Annotated in this window: 17 protein-coding genes; 9 read left to right on the top strand and 8 right to left on the bottom strand. The window is 69.6% G+C overall.

What is annotated here, in order from left to right:
* The 4 genes from ACWEOO_RS31210 to ACWEOO_RS31195 are packed head-to-tail and all read right to left on the bottom strand — an operon-like array spanning position 1 to position 4,096.
* On the bottom strand, positions 1-813 hold the full coding sequence (locus tag ACWEOO_RS31210) for a carbohydrate ABC transporter permease (protein ID WP_359925902.1): 813 nt from the start codon (positions 811-813) through the stop codon (positions 1-3).
* Positions 813-1,760, bottom strand: coding sequence for a carbohydrate ABC transporter permease (locus ACWEOO_RS31205; RefSeq protein WP_452146084.1), 948 nt, complete (start codon positions 1,758-1,760; stop codon positions 813-815). The genes ACWEOO_RS31210 and ACWEOO_RS31205 overlap by 1 nt, the downstream gene beginning before the upstream one ends.
* Positions 1,760-3,055 carry a sugar ABC transporter substrate-binding protein gene (locus tag ACWEOO_RS31200; protein ID WP_359925897.1) on the bottom strand — a complete coding sequence of 432 codons (1,296 nt, stop codon included), beginning with the start codon at positions 3,053-3,055 and terminating at the stop codon, positions 1,760-1,762. The genes ACWEOO_RS31205 and ACWEOO_RS31200 overlap by 1 nt, the downstream gene beginning before the upstream one ends.
* An 18-nt stretch (positions 3,056-3,073) precedes the next feature.
* Positions 3,074-4,096, bottom strand: coding sequence for a LacI family DNA-binding transcriptional regulator (locus ACWEOO_RS31195; RefSeq protein WP_452146083.1), 1,023 nt, complete (start codon positions 4,094-4,096; stop codon positions 3,074-3,076).
* A 107-nt stretch (positions 4,097-4,203) separates the two neighbouring features.
* Here ACWEOO_RS31195 and ACWEOO_RS31190 point away from each other — a divergent pair, with 107 nt between their 5' ends.
* Positions 4,204-4,779, top strand: coding sequence for a histidine phosphatase family protein (locus tag ACWEOO_RS31190; protein WP_452146082.1), 576 nt, complete (start codon positions 4,204-4,206; stop codon positions 4,777-4,779).
* Positions 4,780-4,782: 3 nt separating this feature from the next.
* Here ACWEOO_RS31190 and ACWEOO_RS31185 read toward each other — a convergent pair whose 3' ends face one another.
* The gene (locus ACWEOO_RS31185; protein ID WP_363717199.1) at positions 4,783-5,337 is read right to left on the bottom strand and encodes a TetR/AcrR family transcriptional regulator; all 555 of its coding nucleotides are present in this window, start codon (positions 5,335-5,337) and stop codon (positions 4,783-4,785) included.
* Between the two features lie 90 nt (positions 5,338-5,427).
* Here ACWEOO_RS31185 and ACWEOO_RS31180 point away from each other — a divergent pair, with 90 nt between their 5' ends.
* Positions 5,428-5,844 carry a DUF4267 domain-containing protein gene (locus ACWEOO_RS31180; protein ID WP_452146081.1) on the top strand — a complete coding sequence of 139 codons (417 nt, stop codon included), beginning with the start codon at positions 5,428-5,430 and terminating at the stop codon, positions 5,842-5,844.
* Here ACWEOO_RS31180 and ACWEOO_RS31175 read toward each other — a convergent pair.
* On the bottom strand, positions 5,826-6,569 hold the full coding sequence (locus ACWEOO_RS31175) for a GNAT family N-acetyltransferase (RefSeq protein WP_452146080.1): 744 nt from the start codon (positions 6,567-6,569) through the stop codon (positions 5,826-5,828). The genes ACWEOO_RS31180 and ACWEOO_RS31175 overlap by 19 nt on opposite strands.
* Positions 6,570-6,654: 85 nt before the next feature.
* The gene (locus tag ACWEOO_RS31170; protein ID WP_452146079.1) at positions 6,655-7,053 is read right to left on the bottom strand and encodes an NUDIX hydrolase; all 399 of its coding nucleotides are present in this window, start codon (positions 7,051-7,053) and stop codon (positions 6,655-6,657) included.
* A 104-nt stretch (positions 7,054-7,157) separates the two neighbouring features.
* Between ACWEOO_RS31170 and ACWEOO_RS31165 the strand changes: the two genes are divergently transcribed.
* From ACWEOO_RS31165 to ACWEOO_RS31135, 7 genes are all read left to right on the top strand, one after another.
* Positions 7,158-8,039, top strand: coding sequence for a PHP domain-containing protein (locus ACWEOO_RS31165; RefSeq protein ID WP_452146078.1), 882 nt, complete (start codon positions 7,158-7,160; stop codon positions 8,037-8,039).
* Entirely contained in the window at positions 8,036-8,653 is a 618-nt protein-coding gene (locus ACWEOO_RS31160; RefSeq protein ID WP_355476596.1) for a MarC family protein, read from the top strand. Before ACWEOO_RS31165 ends, ACWEOO_RS31160 begins: the two co-directional genes overlap by 4 nt.
* 22 nt (positions 8,654-8,675) lie before the next feature.
* Positions 8,676-9,545, top strand: a complete 870-nt coding sequence (locus ACWEOO_RS31155; protein WP_452146077.1) for a RecB family exonuclease — start codon at positions 8,676-8,678, stop codon at positions 9,543-9,545.
* Between the two features lie 193 nt (positions 9,546-9,738).
* The gene (locus ACWEOO_RS31150) at positions 9,739-10,578 is read left to right on the top strand and encodes an alpha/beta fold hydrolase (protein ID WP_452146076.1); all 840 of its coding nucleotides are present in this window, start codon (positions 9,739-9,741) and stop codon (positions 10,576-10,578) included.
* A 246-nt stretch (positions 10,579-10,824) separates the two neighbouring features.
* Complete coding sequence (locus tag ACWEOO_RS31145; RefSeq protein WP_452146075.1) at positions 10,825-11,622, top strand: ABC transporter permease; 798 nt, start codon at positions 10,825-10,827, stop codon at positions 11,620-11,622.
* Entirely contained in the window at positions 11,615-12,430 is an 816-nt protein-coding gene (locus tag ACWEOO_RS31140; protein WP_359925862.1) for an ABC transporter permease, read from the top strand. The genes ACWEOO_RS31145 and ACWEOO_RS31140 overlap by 8 nt, the downstream gene beginning before the upstream one ends.
* A gap of 1 nt (position 12,431) precedes the next feature.
* Entirely contained in the window at positions 12,432-13,385 is a 954-nt protein-coding gene (locus ACWEOO_RS31135; RefSeq protein ID WP_452146074.1) for an ABC transporter ATP-binding protein, read from the top strand.
* On the opposite strand, the gene ACWEOO_RS31130 is transcribed toward ACWEOO_RS31135, so the two are convergent.
* Positions 13,386-14,243 (bottom strand): hypothetical protein, encoded by an 858-nt coding sequence (locus ACWEOO_RS31130; protein WP_452146073.1) that lies wholly within the window; start codon positions 14,241-14,243, stop codon positions 13,386-13,388.
* Positions 14,244-14,340 lie beyond the last annotated feature (97 nt).

Genomic DNA, 14,340 nt, shown 5'->3' with positions numbered 1-14,340 from the left:
CTATTTCAGTCCGGTGATGGCGATGCCCTTGGTCACGTGCCGCTGGAACGCCAGGAAGATGACGAGCACGGGGACGACGACCACGACCGCGCCGGCCATCAGCAGGCCGAAGTTCTGCGCGTTCTGCCCGGTCGAGTACAGGGCGAGGGCAACGGGAAGCGTGTACTTGTCCTCGGTCTGGGCGACCACCAGCGGCCAGAGGAAGTTGTTCCAGGATCCGAGGAAGGTGAGGATGCCGAGCGTCGCCAGCGCGGGCCGGGTCAGCGGCAGCATGATCCGGGCGAAGATGCCGAGTTCGCCGGTGCCGTCGACGCGGCCGGCGTCGATCAGGTCGTCGGGCAGCCCCTGGAAGAACTGCCGCATCAGGAACACGCCGAACGGCGAGACCAGGAACGGCAGGATCAGGCCGGGGTACGAGTTCGCGAGCCCGGCGTTGGTGACGAGGACGAACAGCGGGACGAACGTGACCATGCCGGGGATCATCAGCGTGGCCATCACCACCACGAACAGCGCGTTGCGGCCCTTGAACCGCAGCTTGGCCAGCGCGTAGCCGATCATCGAGCAGAAGGTCAGGTTGCCGGCCGTGACGGCCAGCGCGACCACAGTGGAGTTCAGGAAGTAGCGCGGGAAGTTCGCCTTGCTGAACAGGTCCGCGTAGTTCTGGTTCGTCGGCCGGTCCGGCCACCAGGTCGGCGGCACCCGGAGCAGCTCGCCCTGGGTCTTGAAGCTGCCGAGCACCATCCACAGGAACGGCGCCGCGACCGCGACCAGCCCCAGGACCCCGATCAGGTAGATCCACCAGGTACGGCGCATCACTTCTCCCTCAGCAGCCGGAACTGGATGAACGTGACGACCGCGATGACGACGAACAGGATGTACGCCATCGCCGTCGCCAGCCCGTAGTTCCCGAACCCGAACTGGTTGTAGGTGTACATCGACACCGACAGCGTGCTGTTCAACGGTCCGCCGTCGGTCATCACCAGCGGCTCTTCGAAGAACTGCAGGTAGCCGATGACGGTGGTGACCGTGGTGAACAGAACCGTCGGCCGTAGCAGCGGCAGGATCAGGTACCGGAAGCGCTGCCACGACCCGGCGCCGTCCAGCTGGCCGGCCTCCTCGACGGTCTGCGGTATGCCCTGCAGACCGGCCAGGAAGATCAGCATCGCGGTCCCGAAGTTGCGCCAGACCGCCATCGCGATCAGCGACGGCATCGCCCAGGTCCTCGAGGCCAGCCAGTTGGGTCCGTCGATCCCGAACCAGCCGAGCACGCTGTTGACCAGCCCGGAGTCGGGGGCCAGGACGAACCGCCAGATCACCGCGATCGCCACGATCGAGGTCACCACCGGCAAGTAGTACCCGACCCGGAAGACGCTGCGGAACCGCTGCACGCCGCGGTCCAGCAGCACCGCCGCCGCCAGCGCGACGACCAGCGTCAGCGGTACGCCGACGACCACGAAGTACGCGGTGTTGAACGCCGCCTTGCGAAACGTCTCGTCCGACAGAGCCTTGGCGTAGTTGCCGAACCCGACACCGTCCACCGCGAACGGTGTCCGCAGGTCCCGCTGCCTGATGTCGGTGAACGACATCCCCAACGACCCGAGCACCGGGCCTGCGGTGAACGCCAGGAACAACAGCACGAAGGGTAGGACGAGAACCCACGCGGCCACGGTCTGCCGGTCCCGGGCCCCGCGCCGCCGCCGGCCCAGAACTGCGGCAGGCGCGGCGGCGGCAACCCCGCCCGTGGTCTCCCGGGAGCTCATCAGCTGCCGCCGGTACCGATCTGGGAGGCCTTGGCCTGGATGGCCTTGGCGGTGTCGGCAGGGGACTGACCGGCCTTGACCATCTTCTCCACCTCGGCGTCGAACGCGGTCGCGACCTGCTCCCAGTTGGGGACGCTCGGCGGCGCCTTCGCGGTCTCCAGCTGCTTCCCGAAGACCGGGAGCAGCGGGTCACCGGCAATGCTCGGGTCCTGCCAGGCGCTCTTCACCGCGGGCAGGTCGGACGACATCTTGTACCACGCCGCCTGCGTCTTCGGGTCGGACAGGAACTTGACCAGCTTCCAGGCACTGTCCTTGTTCTTCGACGACTTGAACACAACGAAGTCCGACCCGCCGACGAACGACGTCGACGTCTTGTTGGCAGGCAGCTCGAACACCCCGATGTTCGGCTTCATCGCGGCGCCGCCGAGCTTGGCGACCGATCCGGCCATCCACGGTCCGGAGATGAAGATCGGCGCCTTGCCGGTGACGAAGTACGCCTCGGTGTTGTCCGGCGGGATGTCGGTCCCGGCGAGCTTGCCGGTGAAGAAGCTCTGGTAGTACGTCAGGGCTTCCTGCAGCTGCGGCGTGTCGAAGGTGAACTCCTTCTGGTCGTCGCCGGTGATGCTCGCACCCGCGGACCACGCGAACGGCATCACCGTCTGCCAGGAGCCGGTCCCGCCGGGCGTCAGGTTGATCCCGTACTTCGCGCCGGCCTTGTCCTGCATCGCCTTGGCCATCGCCTTCAGCCCGTCCCAGTCCGTCGGGGGCGTGCTGAACCCGGCCTTCGCGGCGAGATCCTTGCGGTAGTAGACCGAACGCGTCTCGACGTACCACGGCACGCCGTACTGCGTCCCGCCGACCTTCGTGGTGTCGAGCGCGCCGGGGAAGAAGACGGAGCTGTCGATGCCCTGCGGCGTCGGGTCGAGCGCGCCGAGGTCGGCGAACTCACCCATCCAGGTGGTGCCGACCATGGCGGCGTCGGGCAGCGTGTTCGCGGTGATCGCGGTGGTGAACTTGTTGTGCGCGGCGTCCCATGGAATCGGGGTGACGGTCACGTTGACGCCGGGATTGGCCTGCTTGAACTGCTCCATCAGTTTCGGCAGGTTCTCGCCCTCGGTGCCCATCGCCCAGACGGTCAGGTTGCCGGTGGCGGGCCCGTCGCTGATGGTGGCGGCCGGTTGGGATCCGCCGCTCGGCGTGTCCTCCGACCGCCCACAACCGGCCAGCGCGAGCGCTGTGGCGGTGAGTGCAGCGCTGCCGATCACCAGCCGGCGGCGGATGCTGTGGGTGAACATGTGTGTCTCCTCACTGGATTACTCCTGCATCCCCCGGTTGGTGCCGCAGCTGTCCCGCAGCACCAGTTGTGTTGCCAGTACGTCGTTGCGGGCCCGGGTCCGGACCCCGGTCACCCGCTCGTGCAACCGCTCCGCGGCCACCCGGCCCAGCTCGGCCATCGGCTGCCGCACCGTGGTCAGCCCCGGCGACACGTACCGCGCCGCCATCACGTCGTCCCACCCGGTCACCACGATGTCGCCGGGCACGTGCACCCCGTGCGCGGCGAACGTCACCAGCGCAGCCAGGGCAAGTTCGTCGTTGGCACACACCAGCCCGTCCGGCCGGGTGGTTGCCTGCAGCATCTTCTCGGCGACGGTCCGGCCGGCTTCCTCCGTGAGCGGGACCCGCAGCGGCTTCGGCACCGGCAGCCCGCGGAGTTGGTGCGCTTTCGCGAAGCCGGCGTACCGCTCGGACACGTCGTACGAGCTGGCGGGATCACCGACGAACTGCAGCTGCTCCCGGCCGTGCTCGAGCAGCCGGGTCGTCAGTTGCTCCGCGCTGGCGGCGCTCTCGCTCCGCACCGAGTCGCAGCCGGTGACGGGTGGATGCGCGATCAGCACCACCGGTACGCCGGCCTTGCGCAGGCCCTGCACCGTCGGCAGCTCGAGAGCGTTGCCGTGGACAACTATTCCGTCGACGCGCCCGGCGAGGTCCATCACACTGCGTCGTGGGTCCGGGTTGCCGTGCGTGACGGTGATGACGACGCTCTGGCCGTGCTCGCCGGCCCAGCGCTCGTACCCCATCAGGAGGTCGCCGTAGAACGGGCCGGCCAGATCCGGCAGCACCAGCCCGTGCGCCTCGTGCCGCTGGACGGCGAGGCTCCGCGCCGCCCGCAGCGGTACGTAGTTCAGCTCCTGCGCCGCCTGGTCGACCCGCGCCCGCGCCTTGGCCGAAACCGGGCCGGTCCCTTGCAGGACACGGGAAACCGTCGCGATCGACAGCTTCGCGCGGGCCGCGACGTCATAGATCGTCGCCGGCCGGCCGGTGGGACCGGAAGGCATCGGGGTTCGCTCCTCAGGGGGGCAGTGGAAGCGCTTACAGTTTCGATACCCTGCCGTGGATCGTTCAAACGGTCAAGACCTCGGGGCCGGTTTGAGAGGATGCGGGGGTGACCTCAGACGAGCGGAAGGACCGGGTCTTCCTGGTCCGGCACGGAGAGACCGAGTGGAGCAAGTCGGGCCGGCACACGTCCGTCACCGACCTGCCGCTGACGGCTGACGGTGAGCGCGTCGCCGCGAGTCTGCGCGAGCGGCTGGCGGCGGAGTCCTTCGACCTGGTGCTGACGTCACCGCGGCAGCGCGCCCGGCGTACGGCGGAGCTCGCGGGCTTCCCCGGCGCGGAGGTCGACGACGACCTGGTCGAGTGGAACTACGGGGACTACGAAGGGATCACCACCGCGGAGATCCGCGAGACCGTCCCCGGCTGGACCGTCTGGGACGATCCGGTGCCGAACGGCGAGACCCCCGCCGAGGTCGCCGCGCGCCTCGACCGCGTCAACGCCCGCCTGGCCGCCGTGCCCGGTGACGTGCTGGTCTTCGGCCACTCCCACGCCCTCCGCGGCCTCACCGCCCGCTGGCTGGAACTCGACGTCACCGAGGGCCGCCACTTCGTCCTGAACACCGCCACCGTCTCGACCCTCGGCTGGGAGCGAGGTTCACCCGCGATCCTGCACTGGAACGCCTGACCGCTAGGCGGTCAGGCGGGTGATGAGGAGGTCCACGCGGGCCTGGGTGTGGCTCGGGCGCAGCCGGTGGGTGTGGTTGAGGGTGGCTTGACCGTGCAGGGCGCTCCAGAAGACCTCGGTGAGGGTCTCGGGGTCGGTCTCCGCGAACGGCTCAACGCCGGCGCGGATCTCCTCGAAGGCGTCCTTCAGCGGGGAGGGGCTGTCCGGCGTGCCGAACGACAGGTCGGTGGGGCGGACGAAGATCGCCTCGTAGACCGCCGGATGGTCGGCGGCGTAGCCGAGATACGCCTGGGCCAGCGCCCGCAGACCGCCGGCAGCGCGCGCCGTACGCATCGCTGCGGTCAGTTCCTCGACGCCCTGCAGGGCGACCGCGTCGGCGATCGCGTCCATGTTCTTGAAGTGGCCGTAGAGGACCGGCTGGCTGTAGTCGACGGCCTCGGCCAGGCGGCGGGTGGTGACCGCGCCCCAGCCGACGGACTCGGCGAGCTCGCGGGCGGTGCGCAGGATCAGGTCGTGGCGTTCCGCGCGGGCCCGCTCGCGGCGTGACTGGGTCGGCATACCCGAATGCTAGCACCGCTAGACAATCTAGCGGCGACAGGTCTAGCATTGCTAGAAAGATTAGCAACGCTAGATCAGAGGAGTTCCACCATGCGCCGCTTCACCACCGTCCTGACCGTTCTGCTCGGGATCTTCCCGCTCACCTTCGGTTCCCGGTTCCTGTTCGACGGGGCCGGCGCCGCGGCCGGGTTCGGCATCGACCCGTGGCCGACCGGCACGGCCGCCGGGTACTTCCCGGTGAAGGGCATCCGCGACATCGCCCTCGGTCTCGTCCTGCTCACCCTGTTCGTCGTGCTGCGGCAGCGCCGGACCACCGGCGTGATCATGGCGGTCCTCGTGATCATCCCGATCACGGACATGATCGTCGTCTTCAGCCACGGCGGCCCGGCGGCGACGGCCCTGGGCGTGCACGGCCTCACGGCCGCCGTCATGCTCGTCGACGCGCTGCTCCTGCTGCGCGAACGCGCCGTCACCGCGGCTCCGGCGCCTCAGCCGGTCCACTCGTAGAGCTCGATGGAGCAGTGCTCGCGGAACCCGAGCGCCTCGTACACAGGCCGCCCGGCCGACGACGAGCCCAGGACGGCGTACTCGGCGTCCACGTCACGCAGGGCGCCGTACGTGATCGCCGCCCCGATCCCACGCCGCCGGGCCTGCGGCACCGTCATCACGAAGTACAGCCCGGCCACGCCCGCGCCGAGGAACACCGTCGCGGTCGCGACCGGCGTACCGTCCGACCACCCGATGTAGTGCCGCCACGGGTCGTCGTACCCGAGCTTGCGGTAGACCGACGCGACCCACCGGGCCTCCCGCTCGCCCTCGCCGAAGCCCTGTCCGAGCGTTGCTTCCCACACAGCCAGCGCCTCGTCGTCGCCGACCCGGGTCAACGACAACCCGGGAACGGCGCGGGGCTCGACCAGCTCCGGGATCCGCACCGCCATCCCCGGCTCCGCGCCGGCGGGAACGAACCCCGCCGCGACCAGATCCGCGGCCGCGATCCGCATCGACGGCCCGACGTGCCAGGTCCCCGGGACGCCGTGGTTCGTCAACTCCGCCACGGATTCGGCGATCACCCCCGCGTCGGAGGCCCGCACCACCGCGTTGTGGTAATCGATGGGCGACCCGCCGATCGTCCACTCCGCCCGCTCGTCCGACCGCTGCGATCCGCCGCCCGCGGCACCCATCGCCATCAGCAATTCGGCCGCGTTCTCCTCGATCGCCCGCACCACGTCCACCTGCCCAGTCTGTACTGTCGCGCGACAAGCGCGGGTGTCTGGGGACAGGTTATTGCTTGTTCCCAGACCCCAACGGATGTCGTCACTACCCCGGCAGGGCGTTCCACTGCTCGAGCGTGGAGATCAGGAGCGTGGCGGTGGGCAGCGAGGCGATCTCGGAGCGCGTCACGAAGCGTGCGTCCGTCGCGTCGTCACCCGGTGTGAGCTCGCCGCCGACGGCTGTCGCCTCGTAGTCGCGGATCACGTAGAGCTGTCCCCGCGGGCCGGGGCGCTCGACCTCGCCGACCAAGGTGCCGACCTCGACGGTCAGGCCGGTCTCCTCGGCGACCTCCCGCGCGACCGCCGCCGGATCGTCCTCGCCCGGCTCGACCCGTCCGCCCGGGATCGACCACAGACCGCGCCCCGGCTCGTTGGCACGGCGGACCACGAGCAGCCGGTGCTGCTCGTCGTACACCAGGGCACCCACACAGTCGACGCGCTCCATGCCCCCGAAGAATAGAGCGTCTGTGCACAAGTGCCAGGTCTCGTCGGTGAACGCGGATAGCATCAGCGGTGACAGCCACCCGGCGAAGGGACCCAGGACCGCTCGTGCTCATCGACCTGCACACCCACTCGAACCGTTCGGACGGCACCGATCCGGTGGACGTCCTGATGAGGCATGCGCAGCAGGCCGGGCTCGATGTGATCGCGCTCACCGACCATGACACCGCCGACGGGTGGGTGGACGGCCGCCGGGCCGCCGAGGAGCTCGGCATCGGCTTCGTGCCGGGGCTGGAGATCTCCTGCAAGCTCAACGGGATCAGCGTCCACCTGCTCGGCTACCTGCTCGACCCGGCCTATGCCCCGCTCGCGAAGGACCTGCAGGTGGTCCGCGAGGGCCGCACCGACCGGATCCCGACGATCGTGGCCCGGCTGAACAGCATCGGCGTGCCGCTCACCGTCGAGGAGGTGCTGGCCCAGGCGACGGGGACGCCGTCGGTCGGCCGCCCGCACGTTGCCGACGCCCTCGTCGCGAACGGCACGGTCGCGAACCGCAGCGAGGCGTTCGACCGCTTCCTCGCCGACGGCCGCGCCGGCCACGTGCCGCACTATGCGCTCGAGCCGGGCCACGCGATCGACCTGGTCCGCCAGGCCGGCGGGGTGCCGGTCATCGCGCACCCGTGGGGCCGGTCGAGCTACAAGGTGATGACCGAGGAGAACCTGGCCACTCTGGTCGCCGACCACGGCCTGGCCGGCATCGAGGTCGACCACCAGGACCACTCGCCGGAGTCGCGGGAGGCGCTGCGCGCCATCGCCCGCAATCTCGGCATCGTGTACACCGGCTCCAGCGACCACCACGGCGCCGGCAAGATCGACCACGACCTGGGTGTGAACTCGACCGAGCCCGAGCAGTTCGAGCGCCTGCTGGAGATCGCCAAGAGCAACGCCGCCGCCTCCGACGCACAGGTCCCCGAGGCCTACCTTCCGTGAACAGTGTCATCAACCTGGGTTTGCTCAGTGAGGTGGTGGTCACGCTGTTCGTGATCATGGACCCGCCGGGCACCGTGCCGGTCTTCATCTCGCTGACCGCCGGCCAGTCCCGCGCGGTGCGGAAGAAGGCGGCCTGGCAGGCGGTGCTGGTCGCGTTCGGCGTGATCGTCGTGTTCGCGGCGTTCGGCCAGCAGATCCTGCACCACCTCGGCATCACGCTGCCCGCCCTGCAGTGCGCGGGCGGTCTGCTGCTCCTGCTGATTGCGCTGCAACTGCTGACCGACACCGCCGAGGACCCGGTGCAGACGAAGAACGTGAACATCGCGTTCGTCCCGCTCGGTACGCCGCTGCTCGCCGGGCCGGGCGCGATCGTCGCCACGATGGTGTTCGTGCAGCGGGCGAACGGGTCGCTGCCGGACGTGGTCGCGATCTCGGTCGGCATCATCGCGATCCACCTGGTGATGTGGCTGACGCTGCGGTTCTCCGGCGTCATCATGCGGATCCTGGGGGAGAACGGCGTCCTGCTCGTCACCCGGATCGCCGGTCTGCTGCTGAGCGCGATCGCCGTCCAGCTGGTCGCCGACGCGGTCACCGACTTCATCAAGGCCGGCTGAGATGAACGACATGCTTCCCGGGATGCCGACGCGGTTGTTCGTGGCGACGCCGACGAAGCTGCTGACGTTCGCGGACTGCAAGCGGAAGTACCGCTACACCTACCTCGAGACGCCGCGGCCGCCGAAGGGCCCGCCGTGGGCGCACAACACGGTCGGCGCGATCGTGCACGAGGTGCTCGCCGACTTCTTCGGGCGTTGGCCCGCGTCCCGCCGGACGCCGGACGAGGTCGTCGCGAAGATGCGGTCGAGCTGGCGCAGCGAAGGGTTCCGCGACGAGCAGCAGTCGCTGGACTGGCGGGACCGGTCGACCGAGATGGTGCTCGGCTACCTGCGGGACTCCGATCCGTACTACGAACCGCGCGGCGTCGAGCGGACGGTCGCCTTCACCACCGCCCGGGCCTCACTGCGCGGGCGGGTCGACCGGATCGACGAGCGCCCGGCCCGCGACGGGAGCGGCGGGACCGAGCTGGCGATCGTCGACTACAAGACCGGACGCCGGCCGCTGACGCCGATCGACGCCCGGTCGTCGCTGGCGATGGCGCTCTACGTGCTCGGTGCGCGGCGCGTGCTGCACAAGCCGTGTACGCGGGTGGAGCTCCACCACCTCCCGACGAACACGGTCGCCGCCGCCGATCACGACGACGCGTCGCTCGCCCGGCACCAGCAGCGCGCCGAGGCGATGGCCGACGACGCGGCCGCCGCCGAGGCCCGCTGGGCCGAAGGCCTGACGCCGGCGGAGGCGGACGCCGTGTTCCCGCCGGAGCCGTCGCCGCTGTGCGGCTGGTGCGACTTCGCCAAGATCTGCCCCCAGGGCCGCCGCGAGTCCCCGCCGCGCGACCCGTGGGCCGGCCTGGACGAACCGTCGCCGATCCCGCTCGAGGATGTTGGCTGAGCTCTGCAGCTCGACAGTACGTATACGTCCACTGCCCGCTCGTCGGGCGGGTGCGCACGCCTGAGGGATGGGTCGATCGGCGGACACGTCCTGTCGAACTGCCGCCGTGCCAGCGGCGTGTGCGTGGGATGCCAGCGGAGCGGAGCACTCTGAGGGTGAACGCCATACCGAATGAGAAACGGGGGCTCGCCTGATGGGTGCGAAGACTGTGAACAAGCTGGCGGTGCCGGGGGCAACGCTGCACTACGAGGTCACCGGATCGGGACCGGTGCTGTTGCTGATCGCGGGCGGCGGGACCGACGCCGGCGTGTTCTCCGGGATGGTCGGCCAACTCGCCGCCGAGTACACGGTGGTGACCTACGACCCGCGCGGCAACTCCCGCAGCCGGTCCGACGGTGACGCCACGGACGAGTCCGTCGAGCAGTCGGCCGCCGACGCGCTGGCCCTGCTCGACGCGGTCGCCGGCCACGAGCCGGCGTACGTCTTCGGCACCAGCTCGGGCGCGATCACCGGCCTCGAGCTGATCACCCGGCACCCCGAGCGGGTCCGGATGCTCGTCGCGCACGAGCCGCCGTGCACCGAGGTGCTGCCGGACGCGGCCGACGCGCGCGCGTTCTTCGAGGACGTGTACGAGACGTACCGCGAGGACGGGCTGACCGCGGCCGACGTGGTGTTCATGATGGGCACCGGCATGGACGACGACGCGATGCCACCGATGGAGGACCTGCTACCGGAGTACCGCGAGCTCGCGGAACGGATGCAGGCGAACGCGGCCACCTTCTACGAGCACAAGCTCCTGCCGTTCACCCGGTATCTGCCCGATCTCGACGCGTTGAAGCGGGTTGCCGATCGCGTCGTCCCGGCCGCCGGGCTGGAGTCGTTCGCGCACCTTCCCGGGCGGCCGATCGAGGTCGTCGCGGAACACCTCGGCTGGCCGGTGGTCATGTTCCCGGGCGGGCACGGCGGGTACGCGAGCCACCCGGCGCCGTTCGCCACCCACCTCGCCCATCTGCTGAAGACCGACACCCTGTAGGTTCCTGTTCTTCCCCCGGGCACCGGTCCGGGCGTGGGTCTGAGGGGTCCCGCGCCCGGACCGGTTATTTTTGTTGACGCCTCGGCGCGCACCGGCGTACCGTCCCTCTTCTGCCCTTGACAATTCGGCGTGGTCCAACCATGCCGCCACAGTGGTGTCCGAACCCCCGGGTCCTGATGGATCCGGGGCAGTTCCGCGTGCCGCTGTGCTTCTCGGACACCGCTAGGAGTGCGAGAGGAGGTAGTAGTGGGTGTCTACTGGGCGATCGCCGTCCGGTCCTTCCGGCGGTTCTCGACGTACCGGATCGCCAGCGTGTCCGGCATCTTCACCAACACGATCTTCGGGTTCATCCTGTGCGGCGTCTATCTGACCCTGTGGCGCGAACGCCCCGGGCTCGGCGGGTACGACGTCCCTGACGCGCTCACGTTCGTGTGGTTGCAGCAGGGGTTGCTGATGCCGATCGGGATCTTCGGCGCGACCACCACGAACGAACTGGGGGAGCGGGTCCGCAGCGGCGAGATCGCCGTCGACCTGTACCGGCCGACGCAGCTGTTGCTGTGGTGGATGTCCGTCGATCTCGGGCGGGCGATGTTCCAGCTGCTGGTCCGCGGCGGCGCACCGTTGCTGGTCGGCGCGCTGGTGTTCGACCTCAAGTTCCCGACGAGCGTGAGCCTGTGGCCGGTGATCGCGCTCGGGCTGGTGCTCGGGATCCTGGTCAGTTTCTCGATCCGGTATCTGGTCGCGTTGTCCGGGTTCTGGATCACGGACTCGCGCGGGATGGAGCACCTCGCGCTGGTGCTGTCGCTGTTCTTCGCCGGGACGATCCTGCCGCTGGTCGCGTTCCCCGGCTGGATCGGTACGGTCGCGCGTGCGACGCCGTGGGCCGCGACCATGCAGGTGCCGATCGACATCTGGCTCGGCCGGAACCCCGGTGGGACCGCGGCGGCGCTGGTGTTCCAGGTGGGCTGGCTCCTGGTGCTGCTGCTGATCGGGCAGTTCGCCACCACGCTGGCGACCCGGAAGGTGGTGATCCAGGGTGGTTGAGCGTGTCCTCCGCGCGCCCGCGCAGTACTGGATGCTGATCGTGTTGTGGATCCGGTCCGCGCTGGCGTACCCGGCGTCGTTCGTACTGATGCTGGTGAGCTCGATGCTGGTCACGGTGACGGACTTCATCGCGGTGCTGTTCATGTTCAGTCACATCAGGTCGTTCGGCGGGTTCTCGCTGCCGGAGATGGCGTTGCTCTACGCAACGGCCTCGATGGCGCTCGGGGTGGCCGATCTGGTCACCGGATCGATCGAGCGGGTCGGCGAGCGGATCCGGACCGGCTCGTTCGACGCGTACCTGATCCGGCCGGTGCCCGCGTTCCTGCAGACCGCGGCGGATGGGTTCGCGCTGCGCCGGCTCGGCCGCCCGCTGCAGGCTGCGACCGTGCTGGTGCTCGCGCTGATCCACCTCGAGGTCGACTGGACAGTTGCCCGCGGCCTCATGCTGGGCGTCTCGCTGGTCGCCGGGTCGGTGATCTTCGGGGCCCTGTTCGTGCTCGGCGGCGCGTTCCAGTTCGTGTCGGTCGACTCCGCCGAGTTGGCCAACTCGGTCACGTACGGCGGGCAGGCGCTGACGCAGTTCCCGTTGACGATCTTCGGCAAGGAGATCGTGCGGGCCGTGACGTTCGTCGTACCGCTTGCCTTCGTCAACTACTACCCGGTGCTGTTCGTGCTGGGGAAACCGGCCCCGCTGGGCCTGCCGTCCTGGATCGGGCTGCTGTCGCCGCTGGTCGCGGTGCTGATGGTCGCGCTGGCATCGCTGGCGTGGCGGGCCGGTCTTCGTCGCTATCGCAGTACAGGGAGCTGAAGTGGCTGTCATCGAGTTGGACAATGTGTCGCGGGCGTTCACGGTCACCTCGCGGTCCGGGATGCGCCGGACCAGGCGGGAGGTCCGGGCGGTGGACGGGATGACCTTCGCCGTCGAGCCGGGCGAGGTGGTGGGCTACATCGGGCCGAACGGGGCCGGGAAGTCCACCACGATCAAGATGCTGACCGGGATCCTGGTGCCGTCCGGCGGATCGATCCGGGTGGCCGGCGTCGACCCGTCGCGGCACCGGCTGAAACTCGCCCGGCGCATCGGCGTCGTCTTCGGTCAGCGCACCACGTTGTGGTGGGACCTGCCGTTGAAGGATTCGTTCGCCGTCCTGCAGAAGATGTACGACGTCCCGCTCGCCCGGCACCGGGAGAACCTGGCGACGTTCGTCGAACTGCTCGACCTCGGCGACCTGCTCGACGTTCCCGTCCGCCAGCTGTCGCTCGGGCAGCGGATGCGCGGCGACATCGCGGCGGCCCTGCTGCACGACCCCGAGATCGTCTACCTGGACGAGCCGACGATCGGGCTGGACGTGATCAGCAAGGCGCGGCTGCGCGAGTTCCTGGCGCAGGTCAACGCGGAGCGCCGGACGACGATCATCCTCACCACCCACGACCTCGACGACATCGAGGCGCTGTGCACCCGGGTGATGGTCATCGACCACGGGCACCAGATCTTCGACGGCACCCTCGACCGCCTCAAGTCCAGCCAGTCCGCGCCCCGCACTCTGGTCGTGGACCTCGCCACGTCCCTGCCACCCATCGAGGTCACCGGAGCGACCGTGGTCAAGGTCGACGGCCCGCGCCAGCACCTCACCTTCCCGACCAGCACGAGCGCGGCGCCCCTCCTGGCCGAGATCGCCGCCAACTACCCGCTGATGGACCTCTCGGTCTCCGAACCCACCATCGAATCCGTCATCACCCAGCTCTACACCCCCGCAGCCCGGTGACTAGCGGGTGAGACCGTTCGGCCTGTGGGCGGTCCTGGGCTGAGGTGCCCGCTCGGTGGTCGTGGTGGCGGCTTGCTCGGCCGGCGCCGGGGCGAGTCGCAGCTGTTCGTTCATCACCCGGTGGAAACCGTCCTGGCCGCGGACCATCCCGTCCAGGTCGATTGCCTGCGGCAACACCGGTGCCGCGTCGAACACCCGGGCATGCGCCGCGACCAGGAACGTCCGCATGATCGCGTCGCTGCCCCGCTTGAACTCGGGGCCCTGCACGAGGAAGTACGCCGCGTCGGTGAACGTCTTTCGTTGCTCGGGGTCGCGCGGGTCCGCCGCACCCGCGGCCCGTGCCTCCTCCAACTCGGCCAGCGCGTCGAACGACGCACGCCGCAGGACCTCGCAGTCCGCCTGGTCCGCGGTCTCCGTGACCACCTGGTCCGGGGACCCCAGATACGGACCGCCGGTCGCCGGATCCCGCGGCGCAGCCAGGAAGACCAGCCGGTTCCCGTTCACCGTCTCGCCGCCGCGCAACGTCACGACGTTCTGCATCCTGTGGTCGCGACCCATCCGCTCCAGAGCAACCGCCTCCAACTCGGACAGCAACTTCCACGCCGGCGTCCCTGGCTCCCGATTCCCCGCCGACGGCGACAGGCGGTACCGCATGTGCCCCTCACCGATCGTGGCCCGGACGTCGTCCGCACTCGCGTGAGGCCGCGTCCACTGCCCCTGCAGAGCAACCTGGTACCGCCACTCGGCCACATGCCGATACGCCGCCTCGAACCCCGCAACCCGCTCGTCCCGTGAACCCGCCGACGCCAGCCGCTCCTCCAACACCCCCAGAGCCGCAGCAGCCTCAGCAGCCTGCACCTCCGCAAACCCACCCAACTGATCCCAAGCAGCCGGATTGTTCACCGTCTTCACCAAATCAGGCGTAGGAAAACTCCGCCCAGTGATCCGCACACCC

This window comes from Kribbella sp. NPDC004138, assembly GCF_053603655.1.
The sequence above is the reverse complement of the archived record's forward strand: the minus strand, read 5'-3'. Positions and strand labels throughout refer to the sequence as shown.